This window comes from Acidipropionibacterium virtanenii (genome assembly GCF_003325455.1).
Lineage (GTDB): Bacteria > Actinomycetota > Actinomycetes > Propionibacteriales > Propionibacteriaceae > Acidipropionibacterium > Acidipropionibacterium virtanenii.
In genome coordinates this window covers 1,074,957-1,094,570 of the sequence record NZ_CP025198.1, presented here as the reverse complement: position 1 = coordinate 1,094,570, position 19,614 = coordinate 1,074,957, and the positions used below count along the sequence as shown (strand labels likewise).

Below are 19,614 nucleotides of genomic sequence, written 5' to 3'. Positions count from 1 at the left end.
ACCGTGACTGTGCAGTACAGGCGGGGGAACGACCACTCGGCCGGGGCCCACCGCGGCGACGACCGGTTCCGCCGCGGGGTGGTCTCCTTCGTGCGTCGCTCCCCGAGGATGAACACCTCCCAGGAACACGCGATGACCAGGTTGGGCTCCCGATACCTCGTCGAGGTGCCGCATGACACCACCAGCACCTCGGTGGCGCCGGGCTCCGACCTCGACCTTCAGCAGATCTTCGGACGCCGTGCCCCACTCACGGTCGAGATCGGATCGGGCTCCGGGGACGTCCTGGCGACGGTCGCCGCCGCTCATCCCGAACGGGATTTCATCGGCTTCGAGGTGTACCTGCCCTCGGTGGCCTCCTCCCTCACCCGGCTCGACCGCGCGGGTGCGCGCAACGTCCGCATCATCGTCGCCGACGCCGCCGCAGGCCTGGAACACCTCCTCGGCCCCGGCGACCTCGACGAGCTGTGGACCTTCTTCGCCGACCCCTGGCACAAGAAGCGCCACCACAAGCGCCGGATCGTCAACCCCGATCTCGCCCGCCTGGTGGCCTCCCGGCTCCGCCCGGGCGGTCTGTGGCGGCTGGCCACCGACTGGCAGGACTACGCCGACTGGATGCGCGACGTGCTGGGCGCCGAACCGGCCCTGGAGCCGGTCGGCTCGGGCCCCGACGGATACTGCCCCCGCTGGGCCGAGCGCCCCGTCACCCGGTACGAGAGGAAGGGTGTGGCGGCCGGCCGCACGGTGCGCGACCTGCTCTACGCGAGGGCGCAGGGACCCGACGGGCCGCACGGATGAGCGGCCCTGCCCCTACCCGGCGCTGGCGCCTGGACATCGCCTACGACGGCGCCGGCTTCTCCGGCTGGGCCGCCCAGCCCGGCCGGCGCACCGTCCAGGGAGAGCTGGAGCGCTGGATCCCGCGGGTTCTCCGGCTGGACCGCCCGGTTCCTCTGACGGTGGCGGGACGCACCGACGCCGGGGTCCACGCCCGGGGACAGGTGGCCCACATCGACCTGCCGGGCGGCCTCGACCCGAGACCGGACCTGGTGCGTCGGCTCGGCCGGGTCCTGGAGCCCGATCTCGCGGTGCGGCGCCTCAGCGCCGTCCCCGACGCCTTCGACGCCCGCTTCTCCGCTCTGTGGCGCCGCTACGTCTACCGGTTGTGGGACGCCGACTCGCGCCCCGACCCGCTGCTGCGCGGCCACATCGTGGCGCTGCGGGAACAGCTCGATCTCGATCTTCTCAACGCGGCCGGCGCATCCCTGCTGGGGCTTCGGGACTTCGCGGCCTTCTGCAAGCGACGCGACGGCGCCACCACGATCCGCACCCTGCTGGAGTGCCGGGCCACGCGCCTCGACGATCCCTGCGGCACCATCGAACTCACCGTGCGCGCCGACGCCTTCTGCCACTCGATGGTCCGCTCCCTGGTGGGCGCCCTCACCGCGGTGGCCGCCTCCCGACGCCCCCGGCAGTGGCTCGACGCGGTGGCCGCATCCCCGACCCGCGCCTCCAGCGTCGTCGTGATGCCCGCCGCCGGGCTCACCCTCGAGGAGGTCGGCTATCCCGATGACGAGGATCTGGCCGGACGCGCCGAACGGGCCCGTGCCGTACGCAGCGCCCACGAGCTGGATGCCGGCTGCGGCTGCGACCAGACGTGACGCCGGACGCGACGATGAGAGAGTGACTCTGTGAGCCACTACTTCGAAACCCCCACGGGCCCTGTCGAGACCCGCACCGTCCGGGCCCGGATCTGGGACGAGGACCTCACCTTCACCACGGCCGGCGGCGTCTTCTCCGGATCAAGGCTCGACCTGGGCACATCGGTGCTCTTCAGGTCTGTCGAGCCGCCGGCCTCCCCCGGCACCTTCCTGGACCTGGGCTGCGGATACGGTCCGATCGCCTGCGCCCTCGCCCTGGCCGTCCCCGGCGCCACGGTGCATGCCGTCGACGTCAACGACCTGGCCGTCAGCCTCACCAGGCGCAACGCCCTGGCACTGGGAGCCGCCGACCAGGTCCGAGCATCGCGACCCGAGGAGGTCGATCCGGCCGTCCGGTTCGACGAGATCTGGTCCAATCCGCCCATCCGGGTCGGCAAGCAGGTGCTCCACGAGATGCTGCTGGCCTGGCTCGAGCGGCTCGCCGAGGACGGCGTCGCGCACCTGGTGGTCGGTCGCAACCTGGGAGCGGACTCACTGGCCCGCTGGCTCGGCGAGCAGAGGTATCAGGTCGACCGGGTGTCCTCTGCCAAGGGATTCCGGGTGCTCGACGTCGCCCGCTGACCTGCGGCGGGCACTTCACACCGGGCCCGCGGGGACCTATGATGCTTGCGTCCTCGTCAGGGGACGCGCAGTCGAGTACGGCGCGGCCCTCCTGGGAGAATCCGGTGCAGAACCGGAGCTGACCCGCAACCGTGACGCCGCACCGCGGCGGAGCCGGACCGCCCGCGAGGACTCCGACCCTGGGGTCGCGCCGACGTCATGTCCCGCACCGCCCCGAATTCCGTCGAGGTCACGGAAGGGTCCGCGAGCTGCACCAGGCGCGGATCACGACCGGACCCGCCAGTGAAAGAAGCATCTCGTGCAGAGCACAGTTCATCCTCTCCGGCGCCTGTCCGCCCTGTTCTCGGCGCTGCTGCTGTGCGCCGCGATGATCGCCACCGGCGCCTCCTCGGCCTCGGCCGTCGGCCGGCCCTCGGGTACCCCTCAGGACTGCCTGAGCGCCGGCAACGTGTGGGTCTACGTCACCTACTCCGACGGATCGGTGCTGGCCAGCACCTGCGCCACCGAGTTCGGAACCGGCGAGGCGGCGCTCAAATCAGCGGGGGTCGACGTCGCCAAGGATGCCAAGGGCATGATCTGCGCCCTCGACAAGCAGCCGAACCCGTGCCCCACCACGTTCAACGGACAGTACTGGAACTACTACACCTCGACCGACGGCAAGACCTTCAGCTACTCCCAGAAGGCGGCCGACCAGTCGAAGCCCGCCAAGGGATCCATCGAGGCATGGTGCTACAACAAGGCCTCTGAGAAGTCCTGCACCCCCGGGACGCTCTCGTTGACCACCGACGTGCCCGACGCGGACTCCTCGGCGAGCCCGTCCGCCGCGGTCGGCTCCACGGCCGCCTCGGACTCCGGCAGCAGTGGTTCGTCGACCGGCTCCTCGACCGCCTGGGGGATCGGGATCGTCGCCGCCGTCATCGTGATCGGCGCCGTCGTCTACATCGTCATCCGGCGCCGCAGGAACTGATCGCCGAGGTGACCCGCATCCTCGAGCGGCCCCTCGACCCCGTCATCATCGATGACGGGGTCGAGGGGCGTCCCGCCCGCAGCCTCCCGGCATCCGGACCCACCGCCCTCCGCACATCCGCCGCCGGAGAACCCACCCACCCGATGGCGTGGTGGGCCTGGGCGCTGGCCACCGGAGCCGCGGTGAGCCTGACCACCAGCCCGCTGCTCATCAGCCTGCTGCTGGCCGCGATGGTGCTGGTGGTCGTCAACCGGCGCACCGACGAACCGTGGGCCCGCTCGGCCGGCACCTACATCACCCTGGCGCTGTCGGTGATCGTCATCCGGATGGTCTTCCAGATCGTCCTGGGAGGTTCGGGGACCGGCACCGTCGTCCTCCGGCTGCCGCAGATCCCGCTGCCATGGGCCGGGATGTCGCTGGGCGGCCCGGTCACCGCCGAAGGACTGGCCACCACCGGATACGACGCGCTACGGCTGGCCACCATGCTGGCCTGCTTCGGGGCCGCCAACACGCTGGCCGATCCCCGCGGCGTCCTGAAATCGGTCCCGGCCGCCCTCCACGACATATCGGTGGCGGTCGTCATCGCCCTGTCGGTCTTCCCTCAGCTCATCGTCTCGGTGGGCCGGGTGCGACGCGCCCGGCGGCTGAGAGGCGGCCGTGCCCGCGGCCTGCGAGCCTTCACGAGCATCCTCATCCCGGTCCTCCAGGACGCCGTCGAGTCCTCCATGGACCTGGCCCGTGCCATGGAGTCACGCGGTTTCGGACGCACCCGCGACAACCGGCGGGTACGGCCCGGCACCGCCCTGGGCCTGGTGGCCTCGATGGGCGGCCTGGTGATCGGCGCCTACCTGCTGCTGGCCGATCCGCGCTGGGCCTCGGCGCCACGACTGTCCGCGCAGCTGCTCGGGGCGGTGCTTCTGGGGTTCAGTGCGATCGGCGCGGTCGCAGGGCTGCGCTCGGCGGGACGCCGGCTGCGGGTCACCCGGTACCGTCCTCATCGGTGGACCCTGCGATCGATCGCCGTGATCGGGTGCGGTCTGCTCGTCATCGCCGTCATCGCGGCCCTGTCCGCACTGGCGCCCGTGGCGCTCAACCCGCCGACCAGTCCGCTGGAATGGCCGGCGCTGCATCCCCTCATGCTGGTCGCCGCGGCGCTGGTCGCGGCCCCCGCCTTCCTCACCACAGCGCCGCGGCGGCCCGGCCGCGCACCCCTGCCCTCCGCCCGCGCGCCCAGGCATCCGGGGCCTTCCGGCAGGAGCCGGACATGACCGCCCCGGCTCTCGTCCTGGACGACGTCTCCATCACCCTTCCCGATGCCGACCGGCCGGTCCTCTCGCATCTGAACCTGGCCGTCCGCGAGGGCGATCTCGCCCTGGTGGTGGGCCGCACCGGCTCCGGGAAGTCCACCCTGCTGGGAGCCCTCAACGGCCTGGTGCCGCATTTCTCGGGAGGGCGCCTTGACGGTTCGGTGACCGTCGCCGGCCTTGACACCCGGAGCCACCGGCCACGCGATCTGGCCGATGTCATCGGGGTGGTGGGACAGAACCCGATGGCCGGCTTCGTCACCGACACCGTCGAGGACGAGATCGCCTACGGCATGGAGCAGCTGGGCATCTCCAGCTCGATCATGCGCAAGAGGGTCGAGGAGACCCTCGATCTGCTGAATATCGCCGATCTGCGGTCGCGCCCGCTGCTCGACCTCTCCGGCGGACAGCAGCAGCGCGTGGCGATCGCCTCGGTGCTGGCCGCCCAGCCGCGCATCCTGGTCCTGGACGAGCCCACCAGCGCACTGGATCCCACGGCCGCCCAGGATGTGCTGGCCTCCATCACCACCCTGGTCGATGACGTCGGCCTCACCGTGGTGCTGGCAGAGCACCGGCTGGAGCGGGTGATGCATGCCGCCGACACCGTCATCTGGCTGCCCGGCGACAGCACCGCCGTCCAGGGCGACCCCTCCGAGGTGCTCCTGAGGGCCGACGTCACCCCGCCGCTCGCCCAGCTGGCCAGAGTCCTGGGCTGGGACTCGGTACCTCTGTCGGTGCGCCGGGCCAGACGTCGGGTGCGCGCCGCCGGGCAGGTTCCCGCACGCAGCGCGCCCGAGCCGACAGAGGCCCTCAGCTGGGCCGCGGATCCGGCCGCCGACGTCATGCGGCTGGAGAATCTCAGCGTCTCCTACGGCGATCTCAACGCCGTCGACCGGGTGGATCTGACTCTCCAGTCCGGCACCGTCACCACGTTGATGGGGCGCAACGGGGCGGGCAAGTCGTCCCTGATGTGGGCCGTGCAGGGGGCCACGCGCAGTTCCGGAAGCGTCCGGGTCCGGTCGAGCCACACTGCGAGCGGCGGCGACGTGGCGCAGCCGGGCTGGACGGATCCGCGCACCGCCTCCCCCGAACAGGCGCGCCGGCTGGTGACCCTGGTGCCGCAGGCGGCCGCCGACCTGCTCTACCTTCCCAGCGTCGGGGCCGAGTGCCAGCAGGCCGATCGGGAGTCCGAGGCCGACCCCGGAACCACCGCGTCGATCCTTCACCGGCTCGGGGTCGAGCTGCCGGCCGAGCGCGACCCCAGGGATCTGTCGGAGGGCCAGCGGCTGGCCCTGGTGCTGGCCATCCAGCTGGCCGCACGTCCCTCGGTGGTGCTGCTCGACGAGCCGACCCGCGGGCTCGACTACGCCATGAAGGCGCAGCTGTCACTGATCGTCCGCGCCATCGCCGACGGTTCCGGGCTCGCCGGCCCGGCCGGCTCCCCCGCTGCGGTCCTCATCAGCACCCACGACGTCGAGTTCGCCGCGATGTCCAGCGACCGCACCGTGGTGATGGCCGACGGTCAGATCGTCGCCGACGGCACGACGCGATCAGTCTGCACCTCCTCGCCGGCCTTCTCCCCGCAGATGGCCAAGGTCTTCCATCCCGCCGACCTGCTCACCCCGGGGGAGGTCGCGGAGGCCATGGCGGATCCCTCGGTGGATCTCACGGTGGAACGGGGGCCGCGATGAGGGTCACGGCCTTCGCCACCCCCCTGACCTCCAGGCTCATCCTCGTGATGACGGCCGTCCTCGGCCTGCTGGCCTTCACCTGGCCGCTCCTCCTCAACCCGGGCAGCCAGGCCGGGTACGAGTCCCGGGCCCCCTTCCTGCTGGCGGGCGTGCTGGCGCTGGGAGTCGTCATACTCCTCACGGACCTCGGATCGGCGGGCATCGACGCGAAGGCGCTGGCCATGCTGGGGGTGCTCACCGCCTGCGGGGCCGCGCTCCGGCCGCTGAGCGCCGGGACCGCGGGCATCGAGTTCATCTTCCTGCTCATCATCCTGGGCGGGCGGGTCTTCGGCGCGGGCATGGGTTTCCTGCTGGGAGTCACGACCTTCCTCACCTCGGCCGTGCTCACAGCCGGCTTCGGGCCCTGGCTGCCCTACCAGATGGTGGCCGCCGGATTCGTCGGGCTGGGGGCTGGGCTGCTGCCCCGGCTGTCGGGCTGGGCCGAGACCGCCGTGCTGGCCGGCTACGGGTTCATCACCGCTTTCGGTTACGGCTGGCTGATGGACTTCGCCTTCTGGCCCTTCAACCTGGGGATGTCGACGTCGATCAGCTATTCCGCCCAGGCCTCGATCGGCACCAACCTGAAACATTTCGTGATGTTCAACATCGCCACCTCGATGGCATGGAATCTCGGCCGGGCGCTCACCAATGTGGTGCTCATCGCCGTCCTGGGCCGGCCCGTCATGCGAGTGCTGCGCCGTGCCTCGCGCAAGGCGTCCTGGGGATCGGCCCCGGATCAGGGCGCCGCCCCGGGCCCGGCGACACGCCCGGAGTAGCCCCGCACGGGCAGAAACCTCCGTCTTCCGGAATGAACCGGCGTCCTGGCGCGCTATACCTCTTAACAAGGCCCCACAACCGGGGCCCGTCGGTGAGACACCGGCGGGTACGAACATGCGACTTGGAGGAAGTATGGCTGTTTACACCCTTCCCGATCTCGACTACGACTACGGCGCTCTCGAGCCCCATATCTCGGGTCAGATCATGCAGCTCCACCATGACAAGCACCATCAGACCTACGTCACGGGCGCCAATACCGCGCTGGAGAAGCTCGAGGAGGCTCGTGCGAAGGGCGATTTCGGGCCCATCAACAAGCTGGAGAAGGACCTCGCCTTCAATCTCGGCGGCCACATCAACCACTCCGTCTTCTGGAAGAACATGTCCCCCGACGGCGGCGGACGCCCGGAGGGCAATGAGCTGGCCTCCGCCATCGACGAGTACTTCGGCTCCTTCGACGGCTTCCAGCAGCAGTTCAACGAGACCGCCAAGGGCGTCCAGGGCTCCGGCTGGGGCATGCTGGTCTGGGATGTGCTGGGCCAGCGGCTCAACACCATGCAGCTGTTCGATCAGCAGGGCAACCTGCCCTCCGGACAGGTCCCGGTCCTTCAGCTCGACATGTGGGAGCACGCCTACTACCTGCAGTACCAGAATGTGAAGGCCGACTACGTCGATGCCTGGTGGAACGTCGTGAACTGGGCCGATGTCGCCGCCCGCTTCGACCGCGCCAGGACGCAGACCGCAGGTCTGATCTGATCCTCCGCAGACGCCCGGCCCCCGTCCCCCTTGGGACGGGGGCCGTCGTCGTCCCCGGGAGACCTCGCATCGTGAGACTCGCACCGTGGGTCTCCCATCCGCCGCACACCCTCACGGGATGACGTCATCGGGGCGGCGACGCGCCCTGGAGCGGTCCCGGATGGTTGAGTAGGGATGTCCAGTCACAGGAGGAACCCATGCCCACCGCCATCGCCCTGCGTCATGTCCACTTCGAGGACCTGGGGGTGCTCGAGCCCGTGCTTCGCGACGCCGGGTACGGGGTGCGGTACGTCGACGTCGCGGACGAGACCGAGGAGGTTCCCCGGCTGGATCCGGATCTGCTGATCGTGCTCGGTGCCCCCGTCGGGGCCGAGGATGTCGCCCGCTACCCGTGGTTGATCGCGGAGGAGGAGCTGCTGCGCCGACGGACCGGGCTCGGCGCCCCCGTGCTGGGGATCTGCCTGGGAGCCCAGCTGCTGGCCCTGGCCACCGGCGGCCATCTGGTCAGCGGAGGCTCCACTGAGATCGGATACGCCCCCGTCGAGCTCACCGAAGCCGGGCTGACCGGTCCGCTGCGGCATCTGCGCGGGACGCCGGTGCTGCACTGGCACGGAGACCGTTTCACCACACCGCCGGGAGCAGAACTCCTGGCCGGTACCCGGATCGATCCCGACCAGGGGTTCAGCATCGGTGCGGCGGTGCTCGGCCTCCAGTTCCACGTCGAGGCCGACCCGGCGCACATCGAACGGTGGCTGATCGGCCATGCCCACGAACTGGCCGCGGTCGGCGTCGATCCGGACAGGGTGCGCCAGGACGCCCGGCAGTACGGCGAGAGCCTGACCGGGGCCGCCCGGGCGATGATGCGGGAGTGGCTGTCCGGTCTGTGAGGACGGATCAGGCCGTCTCGCCGAAGGGCCGGTAGAGCCAGCGCTGGACTCCACGTCCGGTGAGCCAGGACTTCCAGACGCTGACCACGACGAAGGGAGCCAGCGCCAGGGCGCTGTCGAGCCGGGTGACCGGCCCCAGCGGCAGGACGTCGGTGACGGGCAGGAACCCCACCTGGCCGGCCCGGTTGCCCGATCGGGAGGCGCACACGTCGAGGGTTCTCCCCTCGATGCGGACTCTCAGCCAGGTGTGGCCGGTGTGGTACCAGGGGTGATGCTCCATCCTCACCCGGGCGGCGTGTACGGGCTGGACGCTGAATCCGAGCCGCCCGAGCACCTCTGCCAGGGCGAGGTTGTACTGGAAGGAGTTGCCCTGTCCGCGCTCCGCCGATCCGGCCGGCGTCAGCCAGAGGTGCCAGCTCGAGTAGTGGGTGTACATCCGGTGGACCATGACGGTGGCCAGGTTGACCAGCTCCCGGCCGGTGGCTCCGGAATCTTTCGCTGCGGCCACGACGTCATCGAGAGTGTCGATGGACCGCCGGCCGCCGTCGCGGGCCTCGACGGTCTGCCCGGCGGGCCGCGGGCGTGGAGCTCCGATGACCACGGGGGCCAGGGCCGCGGCGCAGGCCGCGAAGATCAGGAGTGGTCGTGTCATGTCAGGTCCTTCCCCCGGCCGGAGACGGGCGGGTCGTCCGTGGGGGCCAATGGGTCCGGGGCGCTGCGGTGCTCCTCGGCCCGTGACCGCAGAGTGGCCCTCCAGTAGGGCCTGGAGGGCACACTCTCGGCCAGCATGGCGTGCAGGTCGAGCATCCGGTCGACCGAGGCCTGCCAGGTGTACTTCTCGGCCCGGGCCCGAGCGGCGATTCGCAGGTCGGGTCCGAGGCGGACGGCAAGTCGCTCCACGGCGTCGGCCAGGCCGGTGGCGTCGGGAGTCCCGCACTCCCCCGAGGTCTCGTCGACCAGTTCGTGTGCGCCTCCTCGGTCGGAGGTGACCACCGGGGTGCCGCAGGCCATCGCCTCCAGGACCGCCAGGCCGAAGGTCTCGGCCGGGCACACCGACATGGAGATGTCGGCGGCGGCGAACCTGCGGGCGACCTCGGCGCGGGAGTCGACGAAGCCGTTGAAGAAGACCGGGGCGTCGCCCGCCTGCTGGCGCATCGCCTCCATGTCGGGTCCGACCCCGTACATGTCGAGGCGGAAGGCGACACCTCGCCGATGGAGTTCGACGGCTGCGGCGACGGCCAGCTGCGGGCTCTTCTCGTGAGACATCCGCCCGACGTAGCACAGTCTCAGGATGCCGTCTGGGGCCGGCGTGGGCGAATCCGGTTCACGCGCCCGGGTGGTGAAGGTCTCCAGATCGACCCCCAGGGGCACCTTGTACAGATGCGCGCCGGTATCGGCGAACTCCCCCGCCGAGTAGTCGGAGGTCACCACGACGGCGTCGAAGGCCTTGGACAGGTGGCGGTTGAGAGCTCCCACCGCCGCCTCCACGCCGAACTGGCGCCTCAGCAGGAGGGAGAGCATGTCGTCGAGGCGCTCGTGGCTGAACAGCACGGATCCGACGCCGCGCCTCCTCGCCCAGCCCGCGGCCGGGCTGAGGGTCCATTTGTCGGAGGACTCGATCGAGGTGGGACGGAACCGGTCGAGGATCCTCAGCGCCCGCCACGGGGTCGCGATCATCCGGTACTCCTTGGAGACCCTGGGTGCGGCGACCTGGACGATGATGCCGTTCTCGGTCTCGGCGACGTCGTCGTGGGCTCCCGGAATCACCAGGATCCGATCATGACCGGCCTGCACGTAGCCCTTGCCGAGGTGATCAATGGCCACCTTCATGCCGCCCGACACGGGCCCGACGAAATTGGCGAGCTGGGCGATGCGAAGTCTGGTCACCCCTCCAAGGGTAAGGGGTCGACGGCAGCATCGTCCTCATCCGGGGTTCCCGCGCTCCACGCTCCCCCGTCCCCAATGTGGCGCCCACCGGCACACACGACCCCAACCCCGCGTCCGCACGCATCTCGCGCCACATTGCGCGGCAGGTTCAGGGGTTCAGTGCAACACCCGGGAGTGAGAGGTGTTGTGATGAGTCGTTGGCCACAGTTGGGTGAGTGTCAAGTGTCGCGTTTGATGGAGGCTGATTTAGTTGGTTTCGGTGAGTGAGAGCTCGCGCGTTGTGGCGCGGTAGGTCGCTTCGAACTCGGCGGGTGGGACGTGTCCGATCTCGCCGTGCAGGCGACGGTTGTTGAACCAGTCGACGTATTCGGCGGTCGCGATCTCGACATCGTTGATGCCGGTCCAGGGGCCGCGGTTGCGGATCAGCTCAGCCTTGTAGAGCGAGTTCAGGGCCTCGGCCATCGCGTTGTCGTAGCTATCGCCTTTGGAGCCGACGGAGGCGACAGCGTCGCAGTCTGCGAGGCGTTCCGAGTAGCGGATGGCTCGATACTGGACGCCCCGATCGGAGTGGTGGATAAGGCCGGTCAGGTCGTCGCCGGCGTGCTGGCGACGCCAGATCCCCATCGTCAATGCGTCCAGCGCGAGATCGGTATAGAGGCGGGTGGAGACCTGCCAGCCGACGACGAGCCGGCTGAACACGTCGAGAACAAACGCGACGTAGACCCAGCCGGAGAACGTATGGACATAGGTGATGTCCGCGACCCAGAGTTCGTTCGGACGCGTCGCGACGAACTGGCGGTTGACCAGGTCCAGCGGGCGCCCGGTCTCCGGAGCCGGTTTCGTCGTCCGCGGGCCCTTCGCCCGCGAGATTCCGCGAAGCCCCGCCTCCCGCATGAGGCGACGGACCGTGGACTCGGCGACCTTCTCGCCCTGCCGGCGCAGCTGCGCATGGACTTTCCGGACCCCGTAGACGCCGTAGTTGTCGGCGTGGATCTTCCGGATCATCACCAGCAGCTCTTCGTCCCGGACTGACCGGGCCGAGGGCGCGCGGCCCACAGCGGCGTAGAACGTAGACGGGGCGACCTGGGCGGGCGTTCCTTCCAACGCCCGGCAGATCGGCTCGACCCCGTGCTCGTCGCGATGCTCCGCGACGAACCGGACGCGTTCGCTCATCGGGAGGGGCGGTCGAGCTCCGCCGCGAAGAAAGCCGACGCCTGCTTCAGAATCGTGTTCGCTCGCCGCAGCTCACGAACCTCCCGCTCCAGCTCCATGATCCGGGCGGCGTCGTCCGTCGTACGGCCGGGACGCAGGCCCTCGTCAGTCTCGGCCTGCTTCACCCACGTGCGCAACGCTTCAGGATGGACGCCGAGCTGCTCGCCGACACGCCGATAAGCGCCGGCACGCGTCGCGGGATCCTTCCGCGCGTCAATCGCCAATCGCGTCGCTCGCTCCTTGAGCTCAGCGGGGTACTTACGAGGTGCTGCCATGATGGCGGGTTCCTTCCGGGTGTTCCTACCCTCCATCAAACCCGACACGATTCAGAGTGGGTGCGGTTGCAGGTCCTGGACCTGGTGGGCCAGGGCATGTCGGCAATCGCCGCCTGTCGGCGTGCCGGGGTGTCCCAGGATCTGGGCGGTCGATGGATCCGTGAGGCCGGTATCAGTCTGGCTCGGGGCCACAATGGCGGGATGACAGGTGCCTATGTCGCCCAGGCTGTCGAGTTCCCCCAGGTCCGTCCCTCTCATGGGGCCCGGCTGGACCTGGCCGACCGGACCCTGATCCATGTCTACTGGTCCCAGGGACGGTCAATGCGCCAGATCGCCGCCGAGCTCGGGGTCGCGCCCTCCACGATCTGTCGGGAGATCGCCCGGGGATCGACGGCGGTGGGTTACCGGGCCCCGACCGCCCAGGAGCGGGCCGACCGGATGCGGGCCCGGCCCAAGCCCCGGAAACTGGATGCCGATCCGCTGCTGCGCGCCCGGGTCATCGAGGGCCTGAACGCCGGCTGGTCACCCGAGCAGGTCTCCGGACGCCTGGAACGCTGGTGGGGTAAAGAGGCTGCGGTGAGCCACGAGACGATCTATCAGGCCCTCTACGTCCAGGGCGCCGGGTCACTGCGTCACGAACTGGAGGTGGCCTCCGCCCTGCGCAGTGGGCGGAAGGGCCGTAAACCCCGTTCCAAGCTGCCCGCCCGCGGCAACCGGCCCTGGGTCACCGGCCACGAGATCACCACCCGTCCCCCGGAAGCCGATGACCGGGCGGTGCCCGGCCACTGGGAGGGGGACCTGATCATCGGGGCCGGCGGGGCCAACGCGGTCATCACCCTGGTCGAACGCCGGTCCAGGACCCTGTTGATGTCCCGGCTGCCGACAGACCACGACTCGGCGACCGTCGCCGAGGCGCTGGCCGGCCTGATCGCCGGGCTGCCCGACCAGGTCCAGATCACGACACTGACCTGGGACCAGGGCACCGAGATGGCCCAGAGTCCCGGGTTCGCCATGGCCAGCCATATCGACGTGTTCTTCTGCGATCCGCACTCGCCCTGGCAGCGACCCACCAATGAGAACACCAACGGTCTGATCCGTCAGTACTTCCCCAAGGGCACCGACTTCTCCCAGATCACCGACGAGCAGATCGCCCAGGTCCAGGACCTCCTCAACGACCGACCCCGCAAAGTCCTGGGATACGCCACTCCCCGCGAGATACTCTTCGAACAGTTCACTGTTGCACTCACCGATTGAATCCGCCCGCACCGGGGTGGTGCTGGTAGGCCAGATCCGTGAGAACGCACGACGGCCGCCCCGGACTGTTCCGGGACGGCCGTTGTGGTGAGAAGTGAGGTCAGGCCTCGGTCTTCTCCTCGGCGGGCTTGTCCTCGGCGGGAGCCTCGGACTCCTCGGCCCCGTCCTCGGTCTCCTCGATGTCGGCGCCCTTCTCGGCCTCGACCTCGTCGGCGGCGGCCTCAGCGGCCTGCACGGCAGCGGCCGCGGCGTTGATCTCCGACTTCGCGGCGTCGGAGGTCTGCGGGGCGGAGGCCTCGATCTTGTCGGTCACGATCTCGATGACGGCCATCGGGGCGTTGTCGCCCTTGCGGTTGCCGATCCGGGTGATCCGGGTGTAGCCGCCCTCGCGGCCCTCCATCCTGGGAGCGATCTCGGCGAACAGGGTGTACACGACGCCCTTGTCCAGGATCTTCTTGTTGACCTCGCGGCGATTGGCCACGGTGTCCTTCTTGGCCCGGTTGATCAGCTTCTCGGCGAGAGGCTGGACGCGCTTGGCCTTGGTGACGGTGGTCACCAGCCGGCCGTGCTCGAAGAGCTGGCTGGCGAGGTTGCGCATGATGATCCGCTCGTGGGCGGGGGTCCCGCCGATGCGGGGGCCCTTCGTGGGCTTCGGCATGTCTTTCTCCTTGTGTGTCGGTGCGGTGAGCAGGTGGACTCACCGCTGTCCGGCTTGAGGGAGGGCTGTCCGCTCTCCCCTCCCTGCCCCAAGGGGCAGGGGCCTGGCCAGGGTCCACCCCCCTGACCGCCGCCCCGGCTGGAACCCGGGTCGGAAAACTATTGAGTTGTCAGTCGGCGGGGGTCGTCATCTCGCGCCCGGCGCCTTGTGCAGTCCCAACCACACAACCCGCCACACGCGAGCTGAAAGGCTCTGCACTGACTCGACCCGCTCGGGGATGCAAGGGGGTCGTCCCCGTCCCCACCCCGCCGTGAGGCCGGCGACGCGGACTCTACATGCGCGCCACCGACCGCCACGAGGGTTGCAAGGGGGTCGTCCCCCTGCCTCATTGAATCAGTACTGCTCGGTCTCCGCGTAGTCGTCGTCCCCGTCTTCGCCGTTCTCCTCATATCGGTCGGCGGCGGCGATCGGGTCGAAGCCGGGGGCGGAGTCCTTGAGGCTCAGTCCCAGCTCGGCCAGCTTCTCCTTGACCTCGTCGATCGACTTGGACCCGAAGTTGCGGATGTCGAGCAGATCCTGCTCGGAGCGGGAGACCAGCTCGCCCACGGTGTGGATGCCCTCGCGCTTGAGGCAGTTGTAGGAGCGGACGGTCAGGTTGAGCTGCTCGACCGGCACCGACAGGTTCTCGGCGTACTGCTCGTCGACCGGGGACGGTCCGACCTCGATGCCCTCGGCCTCCATGTTGAGTTCACGGGTCAGTCCGAAGAGTTCGACCAGGGTGCGCCCGGCCGAGGCGACGGCGTCGCGCGGCAGCATGGAGGGCTTGGTCTCCACGTCCAGGATGAGACGGTCGAAGTCGGTGCGCTGCTCGACGCGGGTGGCCTCGACCTTGTAGGTGACCTTGAGCACCGGGGAGTAGATCGAGTCGACGGCGATCCGGCCGATCTCGGCGTCCGGGTTGTCGTTGAGCGCGCTGGAGACGTAGCCACGGCCCCGCTCGACGACCAGTTCCATCTCGATCTTGCCGTCCTCGTTGAGGGTGGCGATGTGCAGCTCGGGGTTGTGGATCACGACGCCGGCCGGCGGGTTGATGTCGGCGGCGGTGACCTCACCGGCACCCGCCTTGCGCAGGTACATGGCGACCGGCTCGTCCTCCTCGGAGGACAGCACCAGCTCCTTGAGGTTGAGGATGATCTCGGTGACGTCCTCGACCACACCCTCGATCGTGGAGAACTCGTGCTGGTTCCCCTCGATCTTGATGCTGGTCACCGATGCGCCGGGGATCGACGACAGCAGGGTGCGGCGCAGCGCATTGCCGATGGTGTACCCGAAGCCGGGCTCCAGGGGCTCGATGACGAACTGCGAGCGGTTGTCGGCGACGGCCTCTTCGGTGAGAGTGGGGCGCTGGGCGATGAGCATGTGATATTCCTTCCGCGCCGACCGCTATATGACGGCGCAAACGGGGATCGCGGGGAACTCCCCCGCGGGAGGCGGGCGGCCGGCCCGGCCGCCGATTCAGTTGTCGGTATCAGGTTGTGCCGATACGGTCCCAGACGATCCTGTGCCGGTATCGGGTTGTGGACCGGAGCGCTCCCGGCACGCGGTCCTCGGGGCTCCGGGGAGCCCCGAGGACCGGTGTCAGCGGGTCACGCGGACCACAGGATCACTTGGAGTAGAGCTCGACGATGCTCTGCTCATTGACGTCGACCACGATCTGCTCGCGGGTCGGCAGCTGGTGGACGAGGACGCGACCACGGTTGGGACGGACCTCGAGCCAGGCCGGCACGTCGCGGGACTCGAAGGTCTCGCGGGCGACGACGATCGGATGAAGGTTCTTCGACTTCTCGCGGACGTCGACGATGTCGTGGGCGGACACCCGGTAGGAGGGGATGTTGACCTTCTTGCCGTTGACCAGGAAGTGGCCGTGGCTCACGAGCTGACGGGCCTGGCGGCGGGTGGCGGCCAGTCCGGAGCGGTACACGACGTTGTCCAGACGGGACTCGAGGATCTGCAGCAGCAGGTCGCCGGTCTTGCCGGTGCTGCGGGCAGCCTCCTCGTAGTAGCGGCTGAACTGCTTCTCCAGGACGCCGTAGGCGTAGCGCGCCTTCTGCTTCTCGCGGAGCTGCAGCGAGTACTCGGAGTCCTTGGTGCGTCCACGGCCGTGGACGCCCGGGGGGTAGGGGCGGCGCTCGAACGACTTGTCGTTTCCGACGAGGTCGGTCCCGAGGCGACGGGACTTCTTGGTCAGGGGGCCGGTGTAACGGGCCATTGTGTATCAGTCCTTAGGTGTGCTCTCGGAGGGGATCAGACGCGGCGGCGCTTCGGCGGGCGGCATCCGTTGTGCGGAACGGGGGTGACGTCGGAGATCGGACCGATCTCCAGGCCGATGGCCCCGAGCGAACGGATGGCGGTCTCGCGGCCCGATCCGGGCCCCTTGACGAAGACGTCGACCCGCTTCAGTCCGTGCTCCATGGCACGGCGTCCGGCGGCCTCAGCGGCCATCTGGGCGGCGAACGGGGTGGACTTGCGCGAGCCCTTGAAGCCGACGGTGCCGGCGGAGGCCCACGCGATCACCTGACCGGCGGGGTCGGTGATCGCGATGATCGTGTTGTTGAACGTGCTCTTGATGTGCGCCTGACCGGCGACGACGTTCTTCTTCTCCTTGCGGCGCACCTTTGCCTTGGGGGCGCCCTTTCGGCCTGCAGTAGCCATGTGTTGTATCTCCTGAAGTCAGTGTGGTCTCAGCGTGGAAGAAATATGTTCGCGATGACGAGAATCAAGCGACTACGCGAACGCAGGTCACTTGGCCTTCTTCTTGCCGGCCACAGCCTTCTTCCTGCCCTTGCGGGTACGGGCGTTGGTGCGGGTGCGCTGACCACGGACCGGCAGGCCGCTGCGGTGACGACGGCCCTGGTAGGTGCCGATCTCGATCTTGCGGCGGATATCGGCCGTCACCTCGCGGCGAAGATCGCCCTCGGTGTGGTAGCTGGCCTCGATGAAATCGCGCAGGGCCACGAGCTGTTCGTCGTTCAGCTCGTTGACGCGCAGGTCACCGCTGATGCCGGTGGCCTTGAGGGTCTCGGCGGCACGGGTGCGGCCGATGCCGTAGATGTAGGTGAGGGCGACCTCGAGGCGCTTGTCGCGCGGCAGGTCGACTCCGATGAGGCGTGCCATGTGGCATCCCTTTCTGGTTCTCGGCCCCGGAGGGCCGCGAAGGTATCCGACGTGGAGCGTCCCCGTCACGTCCGGATCAGGAGTCTCCTGCCGATCCGTCGGCGCTGGATGAGATCTGCTCATCCGGCGGGGCCCCGGCCTTCGTCCGGGGGTGGATCGCCCGGATCCGTGCTCGATGGTTTCGAGCGGGGTTCCGGGACGTGCTTCCACGGTGTCCCCGGGCCCTGGAGAGGGTCCGGGAGGGCTGTCTTCGGTTGTCGAATTCAGCTGTCTGTTGAGTTGTTCTTCAGTTGTGGTGTCACCGACCCCGCCTGGCTGGTGGGGCTGACGGTGGACCTCAGGGGTCGGACCCCTGCATTCCTGCCGACCGGCTCAGGGGATATCGGATATCCCCCGTGATGGTCTGCGATCCCGTCCGCGGCGAGGGCTCAGCCCTGGCGCTGCTTGTGGCGCGGGTTCTCGCAGATGACCATCACGCGACCGTGGCGACGAATGACCTTGCACTTGTCGCACATCTTCTTGACGCTCGGATTGACCTTCATCGAGCTTCTCTTTCGCGTAACGGCCCCCCGAGGGGAACCTGGGTTGTGGCGTCGTCGTCCGACGACGTCGTGGCACGCCCGGGGCGCGCGATCACAGGACTCAGCGATGCCGGAAGACGATGCGTCCGCGGGTCAGGTCGTAGGGGGACAGCTCGACAACCACCCGGTCCGAAGGAAGGATCCGGATGTAGTGCTGTCGCATCTTGCCGCTGATGGTGGCAAGCACGCGGTGCCCGTTCTTGAGCTCGACACGGAACATGGCGTTCGGCAGAGCCTCGACCACGGTGCCCTCGAGCTCGAGTGCTCCCTCTTTCTTGGCCATTGCGTCCAATCTGTCAATCGGTGTCTGCCCGTTCGGGCGCGACAGGTCACCGAGTACACGTGACCGACGTGCAATACTACGCGACCCTGCCAGCGGCTCCAAATCCACCCCCCGTCAGAAGACGAGAATCACCGCGAGGATCAGGAGGACCAGCACCAGCGCCCCGCCGCCGACCGCCATCCACAGCGTCGTGGACGGGGCCAGCGTCCGATGGGGCGCCAGTTCCCCGGGCGCCACATCGCTCTGGGGTCCGAGATCGGGATCCGTGTAGGTCTTCCGGGCGGGAAGGCGCTCGACCACCGGGACCAGCTCGCCCAGGGTCACGGCGCTGTAGACGGAATCGAGCCCTTCGCGGAAGGTGGGCTCGTCGATCTTCCCCTCCGAGTAGGCGTCATTGAGCCGCGTGTTCAGATCGGAGCGGTCGGCGTCGGTGACCGGCTCGGCGGCGCGGGCGACGTACCTCGAGGATGGCGGAAGCTCGTTCACACCCCTGAGGCTAGCCCGGCCGGGCTCGCCTGCCCAGGATGTCCAGGACCCCCGGACGTCCTCGAGGCGAGCCCCCTCAGGTCCGTCGCCGCGGCCAGCGATGATCGCCGCGTCGGACGATCTCCAGGATCTGCGCCTCCACCTCCGCCCATCCGAACATCACCTCCTCCCAGGTGATCCGCATCACCCGGTATCCCATCGCCACCAGCGCCCGGTCACGGCGACGGTCCTTGCGATAGTTCTCCAGCCGGGTGTGATGGGCCTTGAAGTCCACCTCCACGACCAGCCGATCGCCCACCACGAGATCCACCTTCCCCACACCGGTGATGTGGATCTGGGAGCGCACCTTGAGGCCGAGGGCCCGCAGCCGGACCCGGACCAGGGACTCCTGACCCGAGTCGGCCAGATCGCGGCGCCGCAACAGGTCCCGGCCTCGGGGCGTGTCGCCCAGCGCGTCATCCAGTTCGGCACCCGTGACGATGTGCCGATCGACCATCGAGTCGAGAACCGCCACGGCGTTCTCGGTGTCGAGGCACCCGATCACTGCACGCGCCGCGATCAGCGGATGATCGACCGCGACCACCGGCGCCGGTCGGCGCCCGGCTGAGCAGTTCTTGATCGCGGTTCCCGCCACGAGCCCGCGACTTGCCCGCACATGGAGACAGTCATCGCCCAACGGCTTGTACACGCCCAGTCTCACCAGTGCCGAGACGCATGTCAGGACGCCACCGGCCCGCACGGCGGCGACCACTTCGGGATCCGCCCCCGACGTCGCCCACCAGCCCTCCCTGAGGTTCTCGGGGAGGGCGCCGGACAGGTGCAGAACCCGGATGTCATGGTAGGAGTAGCCCACGCTCCTGAGGACTCTGGTCGAGACGACCCCGCCGGGGCAGAGGTGCGCAGGGATTGAGAAGGTCTTCATACCCCAGTTATCGCTGTCAGGCCCCCTGATCTGTCGATCCGATCCATGCCTGTGGAATGAGTTCTGCCACCACAGCGCCGCCCTGTGGATAACTCGCGCGGTACCGCTCAGATGGCAGAACTCGTTCTCACCTCGGACGGGTTCCGGATGAGTTCTGCCCTCACGCAGCCGCGAGCCGCACTATCCGC

At 69.1% G+C, this 19,614-nt stretch carries 22 protein-coding genes and 1 other annotated feature; of the genes, 10 read left to right on the top strand and 12 right to left on the bottom strand.

Annotation, left to right across the window (positions count from 1 at the left end; genetic code table 11):
• Nucleotides 1-3: 3 nt before the first annotated feature.
• The 9 genes from trmB to JS278_RS04925 all read left to right on the top strand — a co-directional run bounded on the left by trmB (nucleotide 4) and on the right by JS278_RS04925 (nucleotide 8,694).
• Nucleotides 4-795: a tRNA (guanosine(46)-N7)-methyltransferase TrmB gene (gene trmB / locus JS278_RS04965; protein ID WP_114044224.1), complete on the top strand. Its 792-nt coding sequence runs from the start codon at nucleotides 4-6 to the stop codon at nucleotides 793-795.
• Nucleotides 792-1,655 (top strand): tRNA pseudouridine(38-40) synthase TruA, encoded by an 864-nt coding sequence (truA, locus tag JS278_RS04960; RefSeq protein ID WP_114044223.1) that lies wholly within the window; start codon nucleotides 792-794, stop codon nucleotides 1,653-1,655. Before trmB ends, truA begins: the two co-directional genes overlap by 4 nt.
• Before the next feature lie 30 nt (nucleotides 1,656-1,685).
• Nucleotides 1,686-2,276, top strand: coding sequence for a class I SAM-dependent methyltransferase (locus tag JS278_RS04955; protein ID WP_114044222.1), 591 nt, complete (start codon nucleotides 1,686-1,688; stop codon nucleotides 2,274-2,276).
• Nucleotides 2,277-2,574: 298 nt separating this feature from the next.
• Nucleotides 2,575-3,243 (top strand): hypothetical protein, encoded by a 669-nt coding sequence (locus JS278_RS04950; protein ID WP_114044221.1) that lies wholly within the window; start codon nucleotides 2,575-2,577, stop codon nucleotides 3,241-3,243.
• An 8-nt stretch (nucleotides 3,244-3,251) separates the two neighbouring features.
• Complete coding sequence (locus JS278_RS04945) at nucleotides 3,252-4,511, top strand: energy-coupling factor transporter transmembrane protein EcfT (RefSeq protein WP_245935200.1); 1,260 nt, start codon at nucleotides 3,252-3,254, stop codon at nucleotides 4,509-4,511.
• Nucleotides 4,508-6,238, top strand: a complete 1,731-nt coding sequence (locus tag JS278_RS04940; protein WP_114044220.1) for an ABC transporter ATP-binding protein — start codon at nucleotides 4,508-4,510, stop codon at nucleotides 6,236-6,238. Before JS278_RS04945 ends, JS278_RS04940 begins: the two co-directional genes overlap by 4 nt.
• Nucleotides 6,235-7,053 (top strand): ECF transporter S component, encoded by an 819-nt coding sequence (locus JS278_RS04935; RefSeq protein ID WP_114044219.1) that lies wholly within the window; start codon nucleotides 6,235-6,237, stop codon nucleotides 7,051-7,053. The genes JS278_RS04940 and JS278_RS04935 overlap by 4 nt, the downstream gene beginning before the upstream one ends.
• Nucleotides 7,054-7,186: 133 nt before the next feature.
• Nucleotides 7,187-7,807 carry a superoxide dismutase gene (locus JS278_RS04930; protein WP_114044218.1) on the top strand — a complete coding sequence of 207 codons (621 nt, stop codon included), beginning with the start codon at nucleotides 7,187-7,189 and terminating at the stop codon, nucleotides 7,805-7,807.
• Nucleotides 7,808-8,004: 197 nt separating this feature from the next.
• A complete protein-coding gene (locus JS278_RS04925) occupies nucleotides 8,005-8,694 on the top strand; it encodes a glutamine amidotransferase (RefSeq protein ID WP_114044217.1) in 690 nt (229 codons plus the stop codon).
• Nucleotides 8,695-8,701: 7 nt separating this feature from the next.
• Here JS278_RS04925 and JS278_RS04920 read toward each other — a convergent pair whose 3' ends face one another.
• From JS278_RS04920 to JS278_RS04910, 3 genes are all read right to left on the bottom strand, one after another.
• Nucleotides 8,702-9,346, bottom strand: coding sequence for a hypothetical protein (locus JS278_RS04920; RefSeq protein WP_114044216.1), 645 nt, complete (start codon nucleotides 9,344-9,346; stop codon nucleotides 8,702-8,704).
• Nucleotides 9,343-10,581 (bottom strand): glycosyltransferase, encoded by a 1,239-nt coding sequence (locus JS278_RS04915; protein ID WP_114044215.1) that lies wholly within the window; start codon nucleotides 10,579-10,581, stop codon nucleotides 9,343-9,345. Before JS278_RS04915 ends, JS278_RS04920 begins: the two co-directional genes overlap by 4 nt.
• A 246-nt stretch (nucleotides 10,582-10,827) precedes the next feature.
• A protein-coding gene (locus JS278_RS04910) for an IS3 family transposase (protein ID WP_245935140.1) occupies nucleotides 10,828-12,068 on the bottom strand; the annotation gives its coding sequence in 2 pieces (ribosomal slippage) (nucleotides 10,828-11,789 and nucleotides 11,789-12,068; 1,242 coding nt in all).
• Nucleotides 11,656-11,790: a sequence feature (AL1L pseudoknot), on the bottom strand. (Overlaps the previous gene by 135 nt.)
• Before the next feature lie 60 nt (nucleotides 12,069-12,128).
• Here JS278_RS04910 and JS278_RS04905 point away from each other — a divergent pair.
• Entirely contained in the window at nucleotides 12,129-13,322 is a 1,194-nt protein-coding gene (locus tag JS278_RS04905) for an IS30 family transposase (RefSeq protein ID WP_114044214.1), read from the top strand.
• A 100-nt stretch (nucleotides 13,323-13,422) separates the two neighbouring features.
• On the opposite strand, the gene rplQ is transcribed toward JS278_RS04905, so the two are convergent.
• The 9 genes from rplQ to JS278_RS04855 all read right to left on the bottom strand — a co-directional run bounded on the left by rplQ (nucleotide 13,423) and on the right by JS278_RS04855 (nucleotide 19,426).
• Nucleotides 13,423-13,980 (bottom strand): 50S ribosomal protein L17, encoded by a 558-nt coding sequence (gene rplQ / locus JS278_RS04900; protein ID WP_114044213.1) that lies wholly within the window; start codon nucleotides 13,978-13,980, stop codon nucleotides 13,423-13,425.
• Between the two features lie 393 nt (nucleotides 13,981-14,373).
• The gene (locus tag JS278_RS04895; RefSeq protein ID WP_114044212.1) at nucleotides 14,374-15,399 is read right to left on the bottom strand and encodes a DNA-directed RNA polymerase subunit alpha; all 1,026 of its coding nucleotides are present in this window, start codon (nucleotides 15,397-15,399) and stop codon (nucleotides 14,374-14,376) included.
• Nucleotides 15,400-15,643: 244 nt separating this feature from the next.
• Nucleotides 15,644-16,249, bottom strand: a complete 606-nt coding sequence (gene rpsD / locus JS278_RS04890; RefSeq protein ID WP_114044211.1) for a 30S ribosomal protein S4 — start codon at nucleotides 16,247-16,249, stop codon at nucleotides 15,644-15,646.
• 35 nt (nucleotides 16,250-16,284) lie between these two features.
• Nucleotides 16,285-16,692 (bottom strand): 30S ribosomal protein S11, encoded by a 408-nt coding sequence (gene rpsK / locus JS278_RS04885; protein WP_015071209.1) that lies wholly within the window; start codon nucleotides 16,690-16,692, stop codon nucleotides 16,285-16,287.
• 87 nt (nucleotides 16,693-16,779) lie between these two features.
• Nucleotides 16,780-17,154: a 30S ribosomal protein S13 gene (gene rpsM / locus JS278_RS04880; protein WP_114044210.1), complete on the bottom strand. Its 375-nt coding sequence runs from the start codon at nucleotides 17,152-17,154 to the stop codon at nucleotides 16,780-16,782.
• 428 nt (nucleotides 17,155-17,582) lie between these two features.
• Nucleotides 17,583-17,696, bottom strand: a complete 114-nt coding sequence (gene rpmJ / locus JS278_RS04870) for a 50S ribosomal protein L36 (RefSeq protein ID WP_056606235.1) — start codon at nucleotides 17,694-17,696, stop codon at nucleotides 17,583-17,585.
• A gap of 100 nt (nucleotides 17,697-17,796) precedes the next feature.
• Nucleotides 17,797-18,018 carry a translation initiation factor IF-1 gene (gene infA / locus JS278_RS04865; protein ID WP_015071212.1) on the bottom strand — a complete coding sequence of 74 codons (222 nt, stop codon included), beginning with the start codon at nucleotides 18,016-18,018 and terminating at the stop codon, nucleotides 17,797-17,799.
• A 114-nt stretch (nucleotides 18,019-18,132) separates the two neighbouring features.
• Complete coding sequence (locus JS278_RS04860; RefSeq protein WP_181833827.1) at nucleotides 18,133-18,504, bottom strand: DUF1707 SHOCT-like domain-containing protein; 372 nt, start codon at nucleotides 18,502-18,504, stop codon at nucleotides 18,133-18,135.
• A gap of 76 nt (nucleotides 18,505-18,580) precedes the next feature.
• Nucleotides 18,581-19,426 (bottom strand): endonuclease domain-containing protein, encoded by an 846-nt coding sequence (locus tag JS278_RS04855; RefSeq protein ID WP_114044207.1) that lies wholly within the window; start codon nucleotides 19,424-19,426, stop codon nucleotides 18,581-18,583.
• Nucleotides 19,427-19,614 lie beyond the last annotated feature (188 nt).